At 61.7% G+C, this 15,931-nt stretch carries 16 protein-coding genes; 9 read left to right on the top strand and 7 right to left on the bottom strand.

The features are described 5' to 3' along the window. Window positions 1–105: 105 nt before the first annotated feature. Entirely contained in the window at window positions 106–2,337 is a 2,232-nt protein-coding gene (gene purL / locus ACMUVN_RS05585) for a phosphoribosylformylglycinamidine synthase subunit PurL (protein WP_132571894.1), read from the top strand. Between the two features lie 19 nt (window positions 2,338–2,356). Next, on the top strand, window positions 2,357–2,590 hold the full coding sequence (locus tag ACMUVN_RS05580; RefSeq protein WP_003579540.1) for a BolA/IbaG family iron-sulfur metabolism protein: 234 nt from the start codon (window positions 2,357–2,359) through the stop codon (window positions 2,588–2,590). Window positions 2,591–2,625: 35 nt separating this feature from the next. Here ACMUVN_RS05580 and ACMUVN_RS05575 read toward each other — a convergent pair whose 3' ends face one another. After that, window positions 2,626–3,816, bottom strand: a complete 1,191-nt coding sequence (locus tag ACMUVN_RS05575) for a hypothetical protein (protein ID WP_132571897.1) — start codon at window positions 3,814–3,816, stop codon at window positions 2,626–2,628. 164 nt (window positions 3,817–3,980) lie between these two features. Here ACMUVN_RS05575 and ACMUVN_RS05570 point away from each other — a divergent pair, with 164 nt between their 5' ends. From ACMUVN_RS05570 to ACMUVN_RS05540, 7 genes are all read left to right on the top strand, one after another. Then, window positions 3,981–4,211, top strand: a complete 231-nt coding sequence (locus tag ACMUVN_RS05570) for a hypothetical protein (protein ID WP_028758063.1) — start codon at window positions 3,981–3,983, stop codon at window positions 4,209–4,211. A gap of 59 nt (window positions 4,212–4,270) precedes the next feature. Next, window positions 4,271–5,092, top strand: coding sequence for a c-type cytochrome (locus ACMUVN_RS05565; RefSeq protein ID WP_132571900.1), 822 nt, complete (start codon window positions 4,271–4,273; stop codon window positions 5,090–5,092). Between the two features lie 144 nt (window positions 5,093–5,236). Then, the gene (gene grxD / locus ACMUVN_RS05560) at window positions 5,237–5,572 is read left to right on the top strand and encodes a Grx4 family monothiol glutaredoxin (RefSeq protein ID WP_003586231.1); all 336 of its coding nucleotides are present in this window, start codon (window positions 5,237–5,239) and stop codon (window positions 5,570–5,572) included. A 137-nt stretch (window positions 5,573–5,709) separates the two neighbouring features. Next, a complete protein-coding gene (locus ACMUVN_RS05555) occupies window positions 5,710–6,915 on the top strand; it encodes a multidrug effflux MFS transporter (RefSeq protein WP_132573276.1) in 1,206 nt (401 codons plus the stop codon). Window positions 6,916–6,950: 35 nt separating this feature from the next. Next, window positions 6,951–8,231: a multidrug effflux MFS transporter gene (locus ACMUVN_RS05550; protein ID WP_028758066.1), complete on the top strand. Its 1,281-nt coding sequence runs from the start codon at window positions 6,951–6,953 to the stop codon at window positions 8,229–8,231. A gap of 101 nt (window positions 8,232–8,332) precedes the next feature. Continuing rightward, on the top strand, window positions 8,333–9,172 hold the full coding sequence (locus ACMUVN_RS05545; protein ID WP_132571903.1) for an acyl-CoA thioester hydrolase/BAAT C-terminal domain-containing protein: 840 nt from the start codon (window positions 8,333–8,335) through the stop codon (window positions 9,170–9,172). 74 nt (window positions 9,173–9,246) lie between these two features. Continuing rightward, window positions 9,247–9,720, top strand: a complete 474-nt coding sequence (locus tag ACMUVN_RS05540; RefSeq protein WP_097594367.1) for a GNAT family N-acetyltransferase — start codon at window positions 9,247–9,249, stop codon at window positions 9,718–9,720. Window positions 9,721–9,742: 22 nt separating this feature from the next. Here ACMUVN_RS05540 and ACMUVN_RS05535 read toward each other — a convergent pair whose 3' ends face one another. From ACMUVN_RS05535 to ACMUVN_RS05510, 6 genes are all read right to left on the bottom strand, one after another. Further along, window positions 9,743–10,567 (bottom strand): inositol monophosphatase family protein, encoded by an 825-nt coding sequence (locus ACMUVN_RS05535; protein ID WP_132571906.1) that lies wholly within the window; start codon window positions 10,565–10,567, stop codon window positions 9,743–9,745. 41 nt (window positions 10,568–10,608) lie between these two features. Continuing rightward, window positions 10,609–11,436: an inositol monophosphatase family protein gene (locus ACMUVN_RS05530; RefSeq protein ID WP_132571909.1), complete on the bottom strand. Its 828-nt coding sequence runs from the start codon at window positions 11,434–11,436 to the stop codon at window positions 10,609–10,611. A 46-nt stretch (window positions 11,437–11,482) separates the two neighbouring features. Then, the gene (gene ttcA, locus ACMUVN_RS05525; RefSeq protein ID WP_132571912.1) at window positions 11,483–12,352 is read right to left on the bottom strand and encodes a tRNA 2-thiocytidine(32) synthetase TtcA; all 870 of its coding nucleotides are present in this window, start codon (window positions 12,350–12,352) and stop codon (window positions 11,483–11,485) included. 60 nt (window positions 12,353–12,412) lie between these two features. After that, entirely contained in the window at window positions 12,413–13,342 is a 930-nt protein-coding gene (locus tag ACMUVN_RS05520; RefSeq protein WP_028758072.1) for a glutaminase, read from the bottom strand. Between the two features lie 102 nt (window positions 13,343–13,444). After that, window positions 13,445–14,062: a 30S ribosomal protein S4 gene (gene rpsD, locus ACMUVN_RS05515; RefSeq protein WP_004676212.1), complete on the bottom strand. Its 618-nt coding sequence runs from the start codon at window positions 14,060–14,062 to the stop codon at window positions 13,445–13,447. A gap of 224 nt (window positions 14,063–14,286) precedes the next feature. After that, complete coding sequence (locus tag ACMUVN_RS05510; protein ID WP_028756202.1) at window positions 14,287–15,801, bottom strand: ATP-binding protein; 1,515 nt, start codon at window positions 15,799–15,801, stop codon at window positions 14,287–14,289. Window positions 15,802–15,931: the final 130 nt, after the last annotated feature.

Below are 15,931 nucleotides of genomic sequence, written 5' to 3'. Positions count from 1 at the left end.
GAAGAAAGCCTGCCCGCCCTCTGTTGACGGCGGGCTTTTTTTCTGTCGCGCGCCGCCGCTACATAAGCTAAAGACAGCGCAAAACGCGCCAGGGACTTTCCGCTCATGACCATTCCAAACACCATCCCGATCACGCCGGAACTCATTGCAGGCCATGGCCTGAAGCCGGACGAGTACCAGCGTATTCTAGATCTGATCGGCCGCGAACCGACCTTCACCGAGCTCGGCATCTTCTCGGCCATGTGGAACGAGCACTGCTCCTACAAATCCTCGAAGAAATGGCTGCGCACGCTGCCGACCAAGGGGCCGCGCGTCATCCAGGGTCCGGGCGAAAACGCCGGCGTCGTCGACATCGATGACGGCGATTGCGTCGTCTTCAAGATGGAGAGCCACAACCACCCCTCCTATATCGAGCCTTATCAAGGTGCGGCGACCGGCGTCGGCGGCATCCTGCGTGATGTCTTCACCATGGGGGCACGCCCGATCGCCGCGATGAACGCGCTGCGCTTCGGCGAGCCGGATCATCCCAAGACCCGTCATCTCGTCTCCGGCGTCGTCTCCGGCGTCGGCGGCTACGGCAATTCCTTCGGCGTGCCGACGGTTGGCGGTGAAGTTGAGTTCGACGCCCGCTACAACGGCAACATCCTCGTCAACGCCTTTGCCGCCGGCATTGCGAAATCCAACGCCATCTTCCTGTCTGAAGCCAAGGGCGTCGGCTTGCCTGTCGTCTATCTCGGCGCCAAGACCGGCCGCGACGGCGTCGGCGGCGCGACGATGGCCTCGGCCGAATTCGACGAATCGATCGAGGAGAAGCGCCCGACCGTTCAGGTCGGCGACCCCTTCACCGAAAAGTGCCTGCTGGAAGCCTGCCTGGAATTGATGAAGACCGGCGCCGTCATCGCCATCCAGGACATGGGTGCGGCCGGCCTCACCTGCTCGGCCGTCGAAATGGGCGCCAAGGGCGATCTCGGCATCCTGCTCGAGCTCGACAAGGTGCCGGTTCGCGAAGAGAGGATGACGGCCTACGAAATGATGCTGTCGGAAAGCCAGGAGCGCATGCTCATGGTGCTGCAGCCGGAGAAGGAAGACGAAGCCAAGGCGATCTTCGTCAAGTGGGGCCTCGATTTCGCCATCGTCGGCAAGACAACCGACGACCTGCGCTTCCGCGTCATGCACCAGGGTGAGGAAGTCGCCAACCTGCCGATCAAGGATCTCGGCGACCAGGCGCCGGAATATGATCGCCCCTGGCGCGAATCCGGCAAGCAGGCTCCCCTGCCCGCCAATCTCGTCGCGGCACCTCAGGATTACGGCCAGGCGCTGCTGCAGCTCGTCGGTTCCGCCAACCAGTCGAGCCGCCGCTGGGTGTATGAACAATATGACACGCTCATCCAGGGCAATTCGCTGCAGCTTCCGGGCGGCGATGCCGGCGTCGTGCGCGTCGACGGCCATCCGAGCAAGGCGCTCGCCTTCTCCTCCGACGTCACCCCGCGTTATGTCGAAGCCGATCCCTTCGAAGGCGGCAAGCAGGCGGTCGCCGAATGCTGGCGCAACATCACCGCGACAGGCGCCGAGCCGCTCGCCGCCACCGACAATCTCAATTTCGGCAATCCTGAAAAGCCCGAGATCATGGGCCAGTTCGTCGAGGCAGTGAAGGGCATCGGCGAAGCCTGCCGCGCACTCGATTTCCCGATCGTCTCCGGCAACGTCTCGCTCTACAACGAGACCAACGGCGTCGCCATCCTGCCCACCCCGACGATCGCAGGCGTCGGCCTGTTGCCGGATTGGAGCCAGATGGCCCGCATCGGCACCGCCAACGACGGCGACAAGGTGATCATGATCGGCGTCGACGGCAGCCATCTCGGCCAGTCCGTCTATGTCAGAGACGTGCTTGCCAGCCGCGAAGGTCCCGCACCCGAGGTGGATCTGTTCGCCGAGCGCCGCAATGGCGATTTCGTCCGCTCCGTCATCCGCAACGGCCAGGCGACCGCCTGCCACGACATTTCTTCGGGCGGTCTTGCCGTGGCGCTCGCCGAAATGGCGATGGCCTCAGGCAAGGGTCTCGTCATCGATCTCGGCGAAGCCAAGGGCGCGCCGCATGCGCTGCTCTTCGGCGAGGATCAAGCGCGCTACGTGCTGACGGTGCCTGCGGACGTCGCAAATTTCGTTTGCGCCAATGCCGAAGGCGCCGGCGTCCCCTTCCGCCGTCTCGGCACGGTCGGAGGAACGGCGCTCCTCGTCGGCGATCTCATCTCGCTGCCGATTCAGCAATTGCGCGATGCCCATGAATCGTGGTTCCCTGATTTCATGGAAGGCCGCGGCGAACTGGCTGCGGAATGATGCGCAAGGAGTAACGATCATGGCCATGAAACCCGGCGATATCGAAGACATGATCAAGGCTGGGATTCCCGGTGCCAAGGTGACGATCCGCGATCTGGCGGGAGACGGCGATCATTACGCCGCCGAAGTCGTCGCCGAAGCCTTTCGCGGCAAGAGCCGCGTGCAGCAGCACCAGATGGTCTACGAGGCGCTGAAGGGCAATATGGGCGGCATACTGCACGCGTTGGCGCTGCAGACCTCCGCACCGGAATAGAGCCCGACGCGATCCGGATAAACGGTGCCCGGCCCTCAGCCGGGCATTCTCTTTTCGTCGGGATCGGCAAAGACCGAGGCCGGCATTGGCCCCGATGTCAAAAGCGTGAAATCGAAGGATGCCTGCAGATCAGGCCCCAGCACATATTGCCGGTGGACGCGCAGCTGGTCCTTGCGGATCTTGCGATAGTGCTCGGGCGTCAGCATCTGCTTGACGCGGATCAGGATCATCTTCGCCGGAGGTGCATCCGCATGGCCGGAAACGGCGACGACCGGCACCTTGTAGAAATTGATCGAATCCGTCAGGCACTGCACGTCGAGCCAGGAAATCTCAGGACAGCGCGCGATCAACCCGACGCGGGCGCGCAGCTGCGTCGCCGACGATAGCAGCGCACATTGCAGGATGGCGCTGCCGAGTGTGGCAAACACCACCCGCTTGCCTTTGAAGATCTCCGGCTCCCGTTCCAGCAATATGCCGATGACATGGGCGGCAACACTCGATCCCATGCTGTGCGAAGAAATCACATATTCGTCCGCCTCGTCGTCAAGTGCTGCGCGCACGGCAGCGGCCCGGTCTTCCAGCCAGTCGTTGAAATCTGTCCGGTCCATGCGGCCGAGCGCCACGGCCATTACCCAATCGGCGAAGAGATGCAGCGTATGGAAGCGTTCGGAAAACGGCAGGAAGGCGAAGATGAAGAAACAAAGCGCCAGCGGTCCGCTCCAGAGCATGTGCCACGGCGAAAAGCCGAAACCATAGGGCATGATGGCGATTTGCGCCGTCAGCGCGATCGCCAGCGCGGTCAGCAGGAACGGGAAGAGGAAGAACAGACCGAAGCGCCAGGCGTGGCGAAAATATCCCCGCATCCCGCCTTCGAGCATGATCTCGGCGCAGCTTCGGAAACCTGCCATAATCTGGCTCAGCGTGTTGCCCCCGCGCAGCCTGGTTACCAGCGTATCGTGATCGACCATGTGGATCCGGCTCTTCGTCTGCCAGCTGGGGAAACCGGTCCCTTCCCCGGCCGCCGCTTTGTCGGCATCCCGTCCGCCCGTCGTGACCACGAAACTGAGGGGATCACTTCCCGCCTCCGGCGCACCCGTTTCAAGCGAATAGCCCCAAACGGCGGCACTCTGCCTGGCCGAACGCTCGTAGCGTGCCCTATGGGCAACGCCGTCGAGCGGCTCGAAGCCCGTGAAATGCAGGACGACCCGCTTCTCGATCAGTTTCATTCCACTCTTCCGGCCGGCGAATGGCCGGCATGTTGCTGCGATCCGGCTGCTGCGCCGCTGATAGGGACAAAAAAGCAGCTATGGTCTCGAAGCCGTCTTGCTAACCGAACTCTTCCGGAATTCAATAGCGTCCATGTCGTTTCCATCACGAACGGAGGGGTTTTGTGGCCGACCTAGTCAAAGAATTGATATCAGGCGTCGTCGACAGCGTGCTGAAGGAGATCCTGAAAAAGACCACCGGCCGCGTCGCGACGAAGCGCAGGAGGCGTAAGACACGACCCGCCGCGACGACGAAGGTTGCGCGCAAGACGACCTCGGCCAAGGCTAAGCCCGCCCGCAAACAGGTCAGCAAGCGCCGCACCGCCGCTGGCCGCAGCCGCCAGCGACGCAGCTAAGGCACGATCAAATGTGAGCGGCTTCGGACGAATAGCGGCGCTCTTGAGGGCATAAACCGATGATGCGCATGTTGAAAATCATTCTTGCGGCCGTCGTCGCGATCTGTCTCATCGCGGCTGCCGGCGTCTACGCCCTGTCGGAGATGCGCCTTTCCAGGACCTACGACGTCGCGGTTGCCGATTTCACCGTCAAGACGACGCTGCCTGCCGAGGAAGCCGAACGCCGCGCGCGCACGCTGATGTGTGGCGGCTGTCATCACGATGCCGGCAACGTGCTCATCGACGAACCGGGCGTCGGCCGCATCGTCGCGCCGAACCTGACCCGCTTCGTGCCCATGTACAGCGATGCTGAACTCGTGCGCCTCATCCGCCATGGCGTCAAGAAGGACGGTACCGGCGCCTTCATCATGCCGGCAAGCAACTTCGCCAATATCACCGATGACGATATGGCGGCGATCATTGCGTGGATGCGCAGTTTGAAGTACCTTCCCGATGCGGTGGCCGGAACGACTCAATGGGGACCGCTCGGGCGAATCGGCCTGGCGCTCGACAAGATCCCCTTCGAGGCCGATCTGGTGCCTGCCGTGGGCACCCCTGCCGCGACGCGTCCGGCCGATATCGGCGAATACGCCTTCAGGACCGATTGCAGCCACTGTCATAATCTCGATACGGCAAAGCAGTCGGAAGCCTTCCTGGCGCCGGCGCTTAAGCCCCTGGCGCAATCCTATTCGGCTGCCGATTTCAGGACGCTGCTGCGCACCGGCAAGGGTGTCGGCAACCGCGATCTCGGCGTGATGACACAGGTTTCCCAATGGGATTTCAGCCATTTCACCGATGTCGAAATCGAACAGATTCAGACCTATCTCGCCAATCGACCGTAACGCGACGGCAACAACCCGGCAACGGCCTGCGCGAATTGGTCTTTTTTTGGTTCGGGCGGCTGGAATTCCTGCCGTCGCATGCTATCTAAAGGCAACGATTGAAACGGCGGGCCTTTAACCCGCCTGTTGAAAGGATCAGGTCCTATGAGCGGCATTCACGAATTCATCGACAACGAAATCAAGAGCAACGACGTCGTCCTCTTCATGAAGGGCACGCCGCAGTTTCCGCAGTGCGGTTTCTCCGGGCAGGTCGTGCAGATTCTCGATTACATCGGCGTCGACTACAAGGGCGTCAACGTGCTTGCCGATTCGGAAATCCGCCAGGGCATCAAGGAATACTCCAACTGGCCGACAATCCCGCAGCTTTACATAAAGGGCGAATTCGTCGGCGGCTGTGACATCGTCCGGGAAATGTTCCAGGCTGGTGAGCTGCAGCAGCACCTCCAGGAAAACGGCATCACCGTGCGCGGCGCCGCCTGACCGGTCACCGGACGTCCGCCCGGTTTCCAAATCTGTTTCTTGAGTTCGAGGCGCTGCGGCTAGCAGCGCCTTGACCTGTTTATGGGAATTTCATTGTGACAGATTCATCACAAGCCGTGTCCGCGGGCCGCCTGCCCATGGGCAAGCGAGAATTCATCGCGCTTGCTGCCTTCCTGATGGCCGTCAATTCGCTGGCGATCGATATCATGCTGCCGGCCTTGCAGCAGATCGGCGCGAGCCTCGGCGTCGAGAGCGAAAATCATCGTCAGTTCGTCGTCTCCACCTACCTGCTCGGCTTCGGCTGCGCCCAGTTGTTTTACGGTCCGCTCTCCGACCGTTTCGGCCGCCGCACGCCGCTTCTGATCGGCCTCGTCATCTATATCCTGTCCGCCATCAGTATCGTCTTCGTTCCGTCCTTTGCTGGCTTGCTCGCCCTGCGTTTCATCCAGGGCGTCGGCTCCGCCGCAACCCGCGTCATCACCGTCTCCGTCGTTCGCGATATCTATGGCGGCCGGCAGATGGCCGAAGTCATGTCGCTGATCATGATGGTTTTCATGATCGTGCCAGTGATTGCGCCCGGCACCGGTCAGATCGTCATGTTCTTCGGTAACTGGCACCTGATCTTCCTGTTCATCGCCGCGATGGCGACTGCTATCGCCGTCTGGGCCTATCTCCGTCTGCCGGAAACCCTGCATCCCGGCAATGTCCGCCCCTTTACCGCCCGCTCGATCTTCGGAGCCTTCAAGCTGGTGCTGACCAATCGCGTGGCGCTGTGCTACACCATCGCCAGCACCTTCATCTTCGGCGCCCTGTTCGGCTTCATCAATTCCGCCCAGCAGGTCTATGTCGGCATCTACGATCTCGGCGTCTATTTTCCCTTCGCCTTCGCCGGCGTGGCGATCTTCATGTCTTTGTCGTCCTTCTTCAATTCCCGCTTCGTCGGCAAGCTCGGCATGCGCCGCCTGTCGCACGGCTCGCTGCTCGGCTTCATTGCCATCAACACCATCTGGCTGATCGTCCAGATGGCCAGCACCGAGCCGATGCCGTTTGCCCTGTTCATCTCCTTCTTCGGCCTTGCCATGTTCCAGTTTGGCTGGATCGGCTCGAACTTCAATTCGCTCGCCATGGAACCGCTCGGCCACGTCGCCGGCACCGCCTCCTCCGTCCTCGGCTTCATGAGCACGGTCGGCGGCGCCATCATCGGCGCCGGCATCGGCCAGGCCTTCGACGGCACGGCACTGCCGATGGTCGCCGGTTATTTCGCCGTGTCGATCGTCGGCCTGGTCTTCGTGCTGATCGCCGAGAAGGGCCGCCTCTTCCAATCGCAGAACCCAGCCGTCTGAACGGCCGGCCTCATTCGCATCCGGGATTTCACCACATGACGCCGCCGCATAAACCGCACCAGGAAAACCAAGGCTCTCGCCGCATCGGCATGGGCTTTGGCGAATTCGTCGTCACCATCGCCATCATGACCGCCAGCGTCGCCATGGCGATCGACAGCATGCTGCCGGCATTGCCCAATATCGGCCATTCCCTCGGCGTCACCAATACCAACGACGCGCAGCTGATCATCGGCGTGTTCTTCTTAGGCTTCGGCGTCTCACAGATATTCTTCGGCAGCCTTTCGGATACGTTCGGCCGCCGCAACATCCTGCTCGGCGGCCTGGCCTGCTATATTGTCGGAATGTTTGCCGCCGCAGCGACCGGCAGTTTCGAAATGCTGCTCGTCATGCGTTTCGTCCAGGGCATCGGCGGTGCGGCCGTGCGCATCACCACCATGGCCATCGTCCGCGACTGCTTCGGCGGCCGCGAAATGGCGCGCGTCATGTCTTATGTCATGATCGTCTTCATGATCGTGCCGATCGTTGCGCCTTCCGTCGGCCAGCTCATCATCCTCTATGCCAACTGGCACTGGATCTTCATCCTGCTCGGCATCATCGCCGCCATCCTGTTCGTCTGGGCTCTTCTGCGGTTGAAGGAATCGCTGCCGCCGGAAGAGCGGCTGCCGCTGTCGGTTGCCTCTGTCGGGGATGGCTTCAAGACCGTGCTCACGAACCGTATCACCTGCGGCTACATGATCGGCCTCACCATGTTCACCGGCGTCATCAGCGCCTATGTGATCTCGGTGCAGCAGGTCTTCGGTGAAGTCTATGGCCTTGGCGACTGGTTGCCGATCGCCTTTGCGGCCACCGCAGGCGGCATCGCCGTCGCCAATTTCGCCAACGGCTTCTTCGTGCGCAAATTCGGCATGCGCCGCATCTCGCACGCCGCCCTGCTGATTTTCACGGCACTGTCGGCTGTCGGCTTCTTCTATTCGCTGGCCGGCAAGCCGGATTTCGCCATCGCCTACGGCATCTTCACCATCGTGCTGATGATGTTTGCCCTGATCGCCACTAATTTCACCGCCATCAGCCTCGAGCCGATGGGCAATCTCGCGGGCACGGCCACCGCCATCACCGGTTTCGTCTCGACGACCTTCGGCGCCATCCTCGGCGGCCTGGTCGGTCAGATGTTCAACGGCACGGTGCAGCCGCTCTTCGGCGGCTTCGCGCTCTTCGGCGCGGTGACGATCGCAGCCACCCTTTGGGCGGAGAACGGCAAGCTCTTCACCCACCCCGGCGACAGCCCGCAGCTCGATCCGGGTGCGGCCCACTTTTGAAGTGCGAGCTGCTGGGTGGTTCGGTCCCGGCGGCATTGCATTTAAATAACAAACTCGGCACGTTCCTAAATCTGGATGCCCTTGGAACAAGGAGCTCAGTTTTGGATGTAGAATATCAACATCTCCCCCCGCCATTGCAGGGTGGGATATTTCAAGCCAAAACAAATACCGCCACTGGCGTTGTGGTACTCGGCGGCTCCAGTGGTCGGGTCGATGTGGCCCGTGCCAGGTTGTTTGCCAGCCAAGGGGCAACGGTAATCGCGCTTCGGTGGTTCGGCGGCGAAGGCCAGGTGCCAGGTATTTGCGAGGTGCCGCTGGAAATCTTCTTCGCCGCCACCGATTATTTGATGGAGCTCGGCTGCAGACGTATCGTCTTGGTGGGGACATCGAAAGGCGCCGAAGCCGCGCTGCTCACGGCGGTACATGATCCACGCATCAGCGCCGTCATCGCAATGAGCCCTTCTTCGGTCGTATGGGGAAATATTGGTCCGGGGCTTGACGGCATCAGCTGGCCGGAACGCTCATCCTGGACGTTGCGAGGGACACCGCTTCCCTTTGTATCGTCCGACCCTGAATGGGTGCAGGAATACCGAGACGGGCTCGTTGCCTACCGGGGCCTGTTCGAACGATGTCTTCAAGTGCACGAGTCTGAGATCGAACTAGCAACTATCCCTTTGGAGAAAACAACTGCCGAAATTCTGCTTGTGGCAGGAGGCGATGATGCGCTTTGGCCGTCAGACGAATTTGCCGCAGCAATTGTTCGCCGGCGCGCATCTTCGGGCCTACTCACCCAGCTTGTGTTGGGAGAAGATGCGGGCCATCGCATTTTGCTGCCGGGTGAAACGACTCCCCGATCATCGCTGCGTGCTCACGGTGGAAGTGAGACAGCCGACGCCAAATTGGGACGACTGGCGTGGGAGTACATTCTCGCTGCCCTATAACGGGATAGCAGTAGTCATTTGATTGATGGTTCAAGCCATCGGATTGGTGCGGCAGTGCGCGAAGGGCATCCTCTATGGACGACCGAATTCTGATCAGGTCTTACGCGCCCGGCGACGTGGACGCGACGATTGAAATTTTTCTGCGTGCGATTCGAGAGGTCTCGTCGAAAGACTACTCACCCGCACAGATCCAGGCTTGGGCAAAGGTGGAAGATCGCGGACTATGGGCAGAGCGAAGGATAAGCAGGCCTGCCTGGATCGCAGAATTTGACGGACAGCCTGTTGGGTTTTCCGACCTGACCGGCGACGGGTGCCTGGACATGATGTTTGTGCATCCCGAATTTCAAGGGCTTGGAATAGCAAGCCGGCTGTTGAGTAGGATCGAGGACGAAGCTCTGAAACTGGGGTTCAGCCGAATTTATACCGAAGCCAGCCGAACTGCCCGGCCGTTTTTTGCGCGAAAAGGCTTCCGCGTCATAACGAAGCAAATCGTCGAGAAACGTGGGCAAAGCCTGGAAAACTTTCTCATGGAAAAGTTCTACGGATAACAGGCGGCAGTCGGACCGCTTTTCAGACCGTGAAAACCTCACGCCGTAGCACGTTCCACGAGGCCTTGTCGGGCGCAATCAGCAGACCGCCGTCGAGGTGATGCGGCTGGTAGGGCGAGCCGTCGAAGCGCGCCGCATAGGCACCGGCCTCCTGCGAGATCAGCGTGCCGGCAAGATGATCCCAGGGCATCAGCTTGTTGTACATCAGGTAATGCACATGGCCGCCGGCAAAGGTGCGGTATTCTTGGGCCGCGCAGCGGTAATTGGTGAGGAAACGCACCTTGGCCAGATTGCCGAGAATCTCCGCCCGCTTCTCCTGCGGCAGGTAGCCGGTCGAGGCCATGCCGACCATCTGGTCGAGCGCAACCGGCTCTGCAACCGCGAGCCGCTGCGCTTCGCCGTCCGGCCGGCGCAGCCAGGCGCCGCCGCCCTTTTCCGCCATCACCCAGTCGTCGCCCATCGGATCGTAGATGATACCGGCAACCGTCTCGCCGGCCGAGACGACAGAGGCCATGACGCCGAAAGCCGGAATACCGGAGGCGAAGTTGAACGTACCGTCGACCGGATCGACGACGATCGCGAGACCGGCATCTTCGAGCCCGTAGAGCAAATCAGGCGCGGCCGCGACCGATTCCTCGCCGAGGAACAGCGCACTCGGCCAGAGCCGCTGAGCTTCCGCCTTGATCATCCGCTCGGCCTGTTCATCCGCCTCGGTGACGAGATCGGTCGCCTCGCTCTTCGCGCGCACGTCGCCCTGGCCGAGCCGGCGGAAGCGCGGCAGGATCTCCGCCTTCGCCGCGCGGCGCAGCAGATCGGCAAGAACGGTCACGTCAACGGTCGAAGTCATGTCAAATCCTTTCGGTCCGGCCTTTCGGGAAGGGCCCCACATCAAATGCCGACGATCTCACGTCGGATCAGCTGCCAGCTTTCCCGATCGGGTGCGGAGATGATGCCGCCCGTCGTCTCGCCGGGGCGATAGGGTGTGCCGTCGAATTTCGCCGTATAGCCGCCGGCCTCCTGATGCGCGAGCACGCCGGCCAGGTGGTCCCAGGGCATCAGCTTCGCATGGCCGATGAAGTGCATTTTGCCGGAAGCGACCATCCAATATTCGTAGGCCGAGCAATTGAAGGAGAAGGTCATCCGGATCTTCGCCATGTTGGCGCAGATGCGCGCGCGATCCGGGTCGTCCATGTGGCCCCATGAGAGGCCGCCGACCATCTGGTTCAGGCTAGCAGGCTCGGCCACCTTCAGCTTTGTCGACTGCCCGTCCCGGCGCGTCAGCAACGTGCCGGCACCCTTGATCGCCGTCACGGTGTCGCCGAGAACGGGATCGTGAATGATGCCGGCGACCGTTTCGCCCCTGACCGTCACCGCCAGCATCGTCCCGAAGACGGGAAGCCCGGCGGCAAAATTGAACGTCCCGTCGACAGGGTCGATGACGAAGGCAAGCTCGGCATCGGCAAGGGCCGGCACGACGGATCGATCGGCATCATAAGCCTCTTCGCCAACGATGAGGGCTTGAGGAAAGCGCTCCCTTAGCGCCGCGGTGATCCTGTGTTCGGCAAGTAGATCCGCCTGTGTCACCAGATCGATTGCCGAAGTCTTTTCCGAAACATCGGCATCGCCGAGATTGCGGAAACGCGGCATGATATCGGCACGCGCCGCCTCCCGGATGCAATCACCGAGAAAGAGAATGTCCTTGTCAGAAATAGTCATGCGAAATCCTGTCCGTCATACATGAGCCGCCTGCTTAGCCGGTCATTCATGACGGGTCGGTGACAGCAAGGGTGGAAAAGTCGAAGAGTTTCGGATCGAGCAGATGTGAAGGGTTCACATGCGAAAGCGCCCGCAGCATCGTGTCCTTGCGTCCCGGCATGCGCCGTTCGATATCGGAGAGCATATCCTTCATCGCATTGCGCTGCAGCCCGTCCTGCGAGCCGCAGAGATCGCAGGGGATGATCGGAAACTGCATCGCGACAGCGAATTTCGCGAGGTCTTCCTCGGCAGCATAGGCAAGCGGCCGGAGCACCATCAGGTCTCCCTCGTCGTTCAGAAGCTTGGCCGGCATCGAGGCGAGCCGCCCGCCATGGAAGAAATTCATGAAGAAGGTTTCGAGAATGTCTTCGCGGTGGTGACCGAGCACCAATGCATCGCAGCCCTCCTCCCGCGCGACACGGTAGAGATTGCCGCGCCGCAGCCGCGAACAGAGTGAGCAGTAGGTGGCGCCTTCCGGCACCTTCTCCTTCACGATCGAATAGGTATCGCGATACTCGATCCGGTGCTGGACGCCGATCTTTTTCAGATAATCCGGCAGCACGTGCTTCGGGAAATTCGGCTGTCCCTGGTCGAGATTGCAGGCGATGAGTTCCACCGGCAGCAGGCCGCGCCATTTGAGATCGAGCAGCAAGGCCAGCAGCCCGTAGGAATCCTTGCCGCCGGAAAGACCGACCAGCCAGCGCTTCTGGCCCTTCAACATGTCGAAATCGTCGAAGGCCTGGCGCACCTGCCGCAGCAGCCGCTTGCGCAGCTTGTTGAAGGAGACGGAACGCGGCGCATCGGCAAACAGCGCATGGCCGCTGGTGTCGGCCTCGCCGGTTTCCAAATCATCAGCGATATTGGCTGCGATATTCATTGCTTCGTCCCACAAAAATTCCACACTTGCTCTAGCAGAAAGCCGCCTGGCAACACAGCATCAATCGCCGAAAACCGACCAGCCGGTGCGGGCTGCAAGCATTTCCAGCGCCGCGGCGCCGAGCTGCGAATTACCGACCTTGTTCAGCCCCGGCGACCACACCGCGATCGAGGCGATACCGGGCGCCACCGCGAAGATGCCGCCGCCGACGCCGCTCTTGCCGGGCAGGCCGACATGATAGGCGAAATCACCAGAGCCGTCGTAATGTCCGCAGGTCAGCATCAGCGCATTGATGCGCCGCGCCCGCTTCGGCGAGACCACCGAATGGCCGGTCGTCGGATTGCTGCCGCGCGCCGCCAGGAACAGCCCGGCGCGGGCGAGCTGCTCACAAGTCATCGACAGCGCGCATTGATGGAAATAAACGCCGAGCACGTGGTCGACGGGATGGTCGAGATTGCGATAGGCGCGCATGAAGTTGGCGAGCGCGAAATTGCGGTAGCCCGTCTGCGTCTCCGAACGAGCCACCTTGTCGTCGATGGTGATCGACTCGTCATCGGCGAGATAACGCACGAAGCGCAGCAGCTCGCCGATTGCCTCGCGCGGCGCATGACCGGCCATGACGACGTCGCTGACGGCAATCGCGCCGGCATTGATGAAGGGATTGCGCGGGATGCCGCTCTCGTGCTCGAGCTGGACGATCGAGTTGAAAGCCGATCCGGAGGGTTCGCGCCCAACCCGCTTCCACAGCCCCTCGCCGACCTTGCCGAGCGCCAGCGTCAGCATGAACACCTTCGATATGCTCTGGATCGAAAAGGCAGTATCGGCATCGCCGACACGGTAAACCTTACCGTCGACAGTGACGATCGCCATGCCGAACTGCTTCGGATCGACCTTGGCGAGCTCGGGAATATAGTCCGCGACCTTGCCCTCGCCGATCCGCGGCTGGATATCGGCGTAGATGCTATCGAGGGTCGCCTGCAAATCTGCCATCGCTTCTCTCCAGATCGCAAAAAAGCCGCTCGAAAGAGCGGCTTTCCATATATCGGCGCATGCTGTTGTCCCGCAATCGGTTTCGACTGCGAGACGAAGGCATTAACGCGAATAGAATTCGACGACCAGGTGCGGTTCCATGACGACCGGGAACGGAACGTCGCTGAGCGTCGGAACGCGGCCGAAGGTTGCGACCATCTTGTTGTGATCGACTTCGATATAGTCAGGAACGTCGCGCTCTGCGAGGCTGACGGCTTCCAGAACGGTCACCAGCTGCTTCGATTTTTCGCGAACTTCGATGACGTCGCCGGCCTTGCAACGGTAGGAACCGATGTTGACGCGAACGCCGTTGACGGTGACGTGGCCATGGTTGACGAACTGACGGGCAGCAAAGACCGTCGGAACGAACTTGGCGCGATAGACGATGGCGTCCAGACGCGATTCCAACAGGCCGATCAGGTTTTCAGAGGTGTCGCCCTTGCGGCGGTCAGCTTCGGCGAAGATCGCGCGGAACTGCTTTTCGCGCAGGTCGCCGTAGTAGCCCTTGAGCTTCTGCTTGGCGCGCAGCTGCACACCGAAGTCCGAAAGCTTGCCCTTGCGGCGCTGGCCGTGCTGGCCCGGGCCGTATTCGCGGCGGTTCACCGGGGACTTCGGACGGCCCCAGATATTTTCGCCCATACGGCGGTCAATTTTGTACTTGGACGATTCGCGCTTGCTCATCGTATTTCCTTTCAAAGGTTTATGACGATTTGTTACCAAACCGCACGAAGGAAACACGCCCTCCTCTGATCTCTGCCGAGATCTGACAGGATGTTTCGGTTAGCGAACAGAAACGATCCACGGGACATGTCAAATGAAACACCGGGCATTGCTGCCCGGTGCTTGCGGCGGTCTTTAGAGGGCCGTCATGAAAATGTCAACAGCGGCACAGCCTGAACGCGCCACTATTCTGCCGCCAACGGCTGGTCGCCGCCTGTATCAGGCGCGTTGGCGTCGCCAGGTGCGGTCTGGCAGTTCATATCCGGAAAGGCGACGATGCGCTTGCCAGAGAAATCCGTGTGCACGACGACGATGCCCTGCTCCTCGAAATAGCCAAGCAGGCGGCGGGCGCGGCGGGCGGAATGGGTGCCGTAGGCGCGGGCGATCCGGGCGTCCGACGGGCACGGTTCGCCGCAGACGGCGGCCTTGGCGAGCATCAGGAAGACACCCTGCAGATCGTCGGTGACGCCTGACGACAGCGACAGCGCCGTTGCCCAGGCATCGCTCGCGGCCGTTTCCGCATCAACGCCCGAGCGCGAGATCGCCACGCGCCGGCGGAAATCCGGCAGGGCGATCGGTGGTCCCGGCACACGGCGCATGCGCAGCCGCACGAGAAAATCCTGGTAAAGCACCGAATCGGTGCGGAAACCGGAGGTGGGATCGTCGAGGATTTCGGCAAGCACTCCGGCAAGGCGCTCCTCCCGCTCCTCGGCCGAGACCTCCACCTGGCTCGCCCTCGCCTCGGCAGGTGCGGCCGAGGCTGCCGGCGTCGAGCGCGAGAGTTCGGCGAGAATGTCGGTCGTCGGCCGCGGCGCCGGCGCAGCGCGGCGCATGGGCGGGCGCTGGAATTCTTCCGGATCGGGCGTGAAGATCAGGTCCTCGACATCCTGAGGCGCATCCGGCAGCGGCATCAGCTTCGGGCTGGACGAGCGCGCCGAAGTCTCCACCGCTCCGATCTGGATCGGCAGCGGCCGGCGCGACAGCGCCGGTCCGAGAGCGACGAAATTGCCACGCTTCAGGTCGCGGAACATCTCGGCCTGGCGCCGATCCATCCCGAGCAGGTCGGCGGCGCGCGCCATGTCGATATCGAGGAAGGTGCGGCCCATCAGGAAGTTCGAGGCCTCGGCGGCGACGTTCTTGGCGAGCTTGGCCAGCCGCTGCGTCGCGATCACGCCGGCAAGACCACGCTTGCGTCCGCGGCACATCAGGTTAGTCATCGCGCCAAGTGACATCTTGCGCGCATCTTCCGAGACATCGCCGCCGACCGACGGCGCAAACATCTGCGCCTCATCGACGACGACGAGAACCGGATACCAATATTCGCGATCGGCATCGAACATGCCATTGAGGAAAGCGGCGGCAGCGCGCATCTGCTGCTCGATATCGAGGCCTTCGAGCGTCAGCACACAGGAAACGCGATGCTGACGGATACGGTTGGCAATGCCCGCCAATTCCGCCTCGGTCCGTTCACCGTCGACGACGACATGGCCGAACCTGTCGCTGAGCGTGACGAAATCACCTTCAGGATCGATGATGACCTGCTGCACCCATTGCGCCGATTGCTCGAGCAGGCGGCGCAGCAGATGCGACTTGCCCGATCCGGAATTGCCCTGCACGAGCAGACGGGTCGCCAGCAGCTCCTCGATATCGAGCGTCGCCGGGCTGCCGGACGCCAATCCCATATCGATGCCAACCTGCAATGCTGATCCTCGCGGCGAAGAGACTCACATGAACGAAGCGCCATTCTTCCGAAACGGCATCGCCCCGTCTATCAAAGAATGCGCTATCTTTCAGGACCGGATTTCGCCAACCCACAGGACAATTCCCGGC

Source organism: Rhizobium sp. IY2, assembly GCF_047532935.1.
Lineage (GTDB): Bacteria > Pseudomonadota > Alphaproteobacteria > Rhizobiales > Rhizobiaceae > Rhizobium > Rhizobium anhuiense.
The sequence above is the reverse complement of the archived record's forward strand: the minus strand, read 5'-3'. Positions and strand labels throughout refer to the sequence as shown.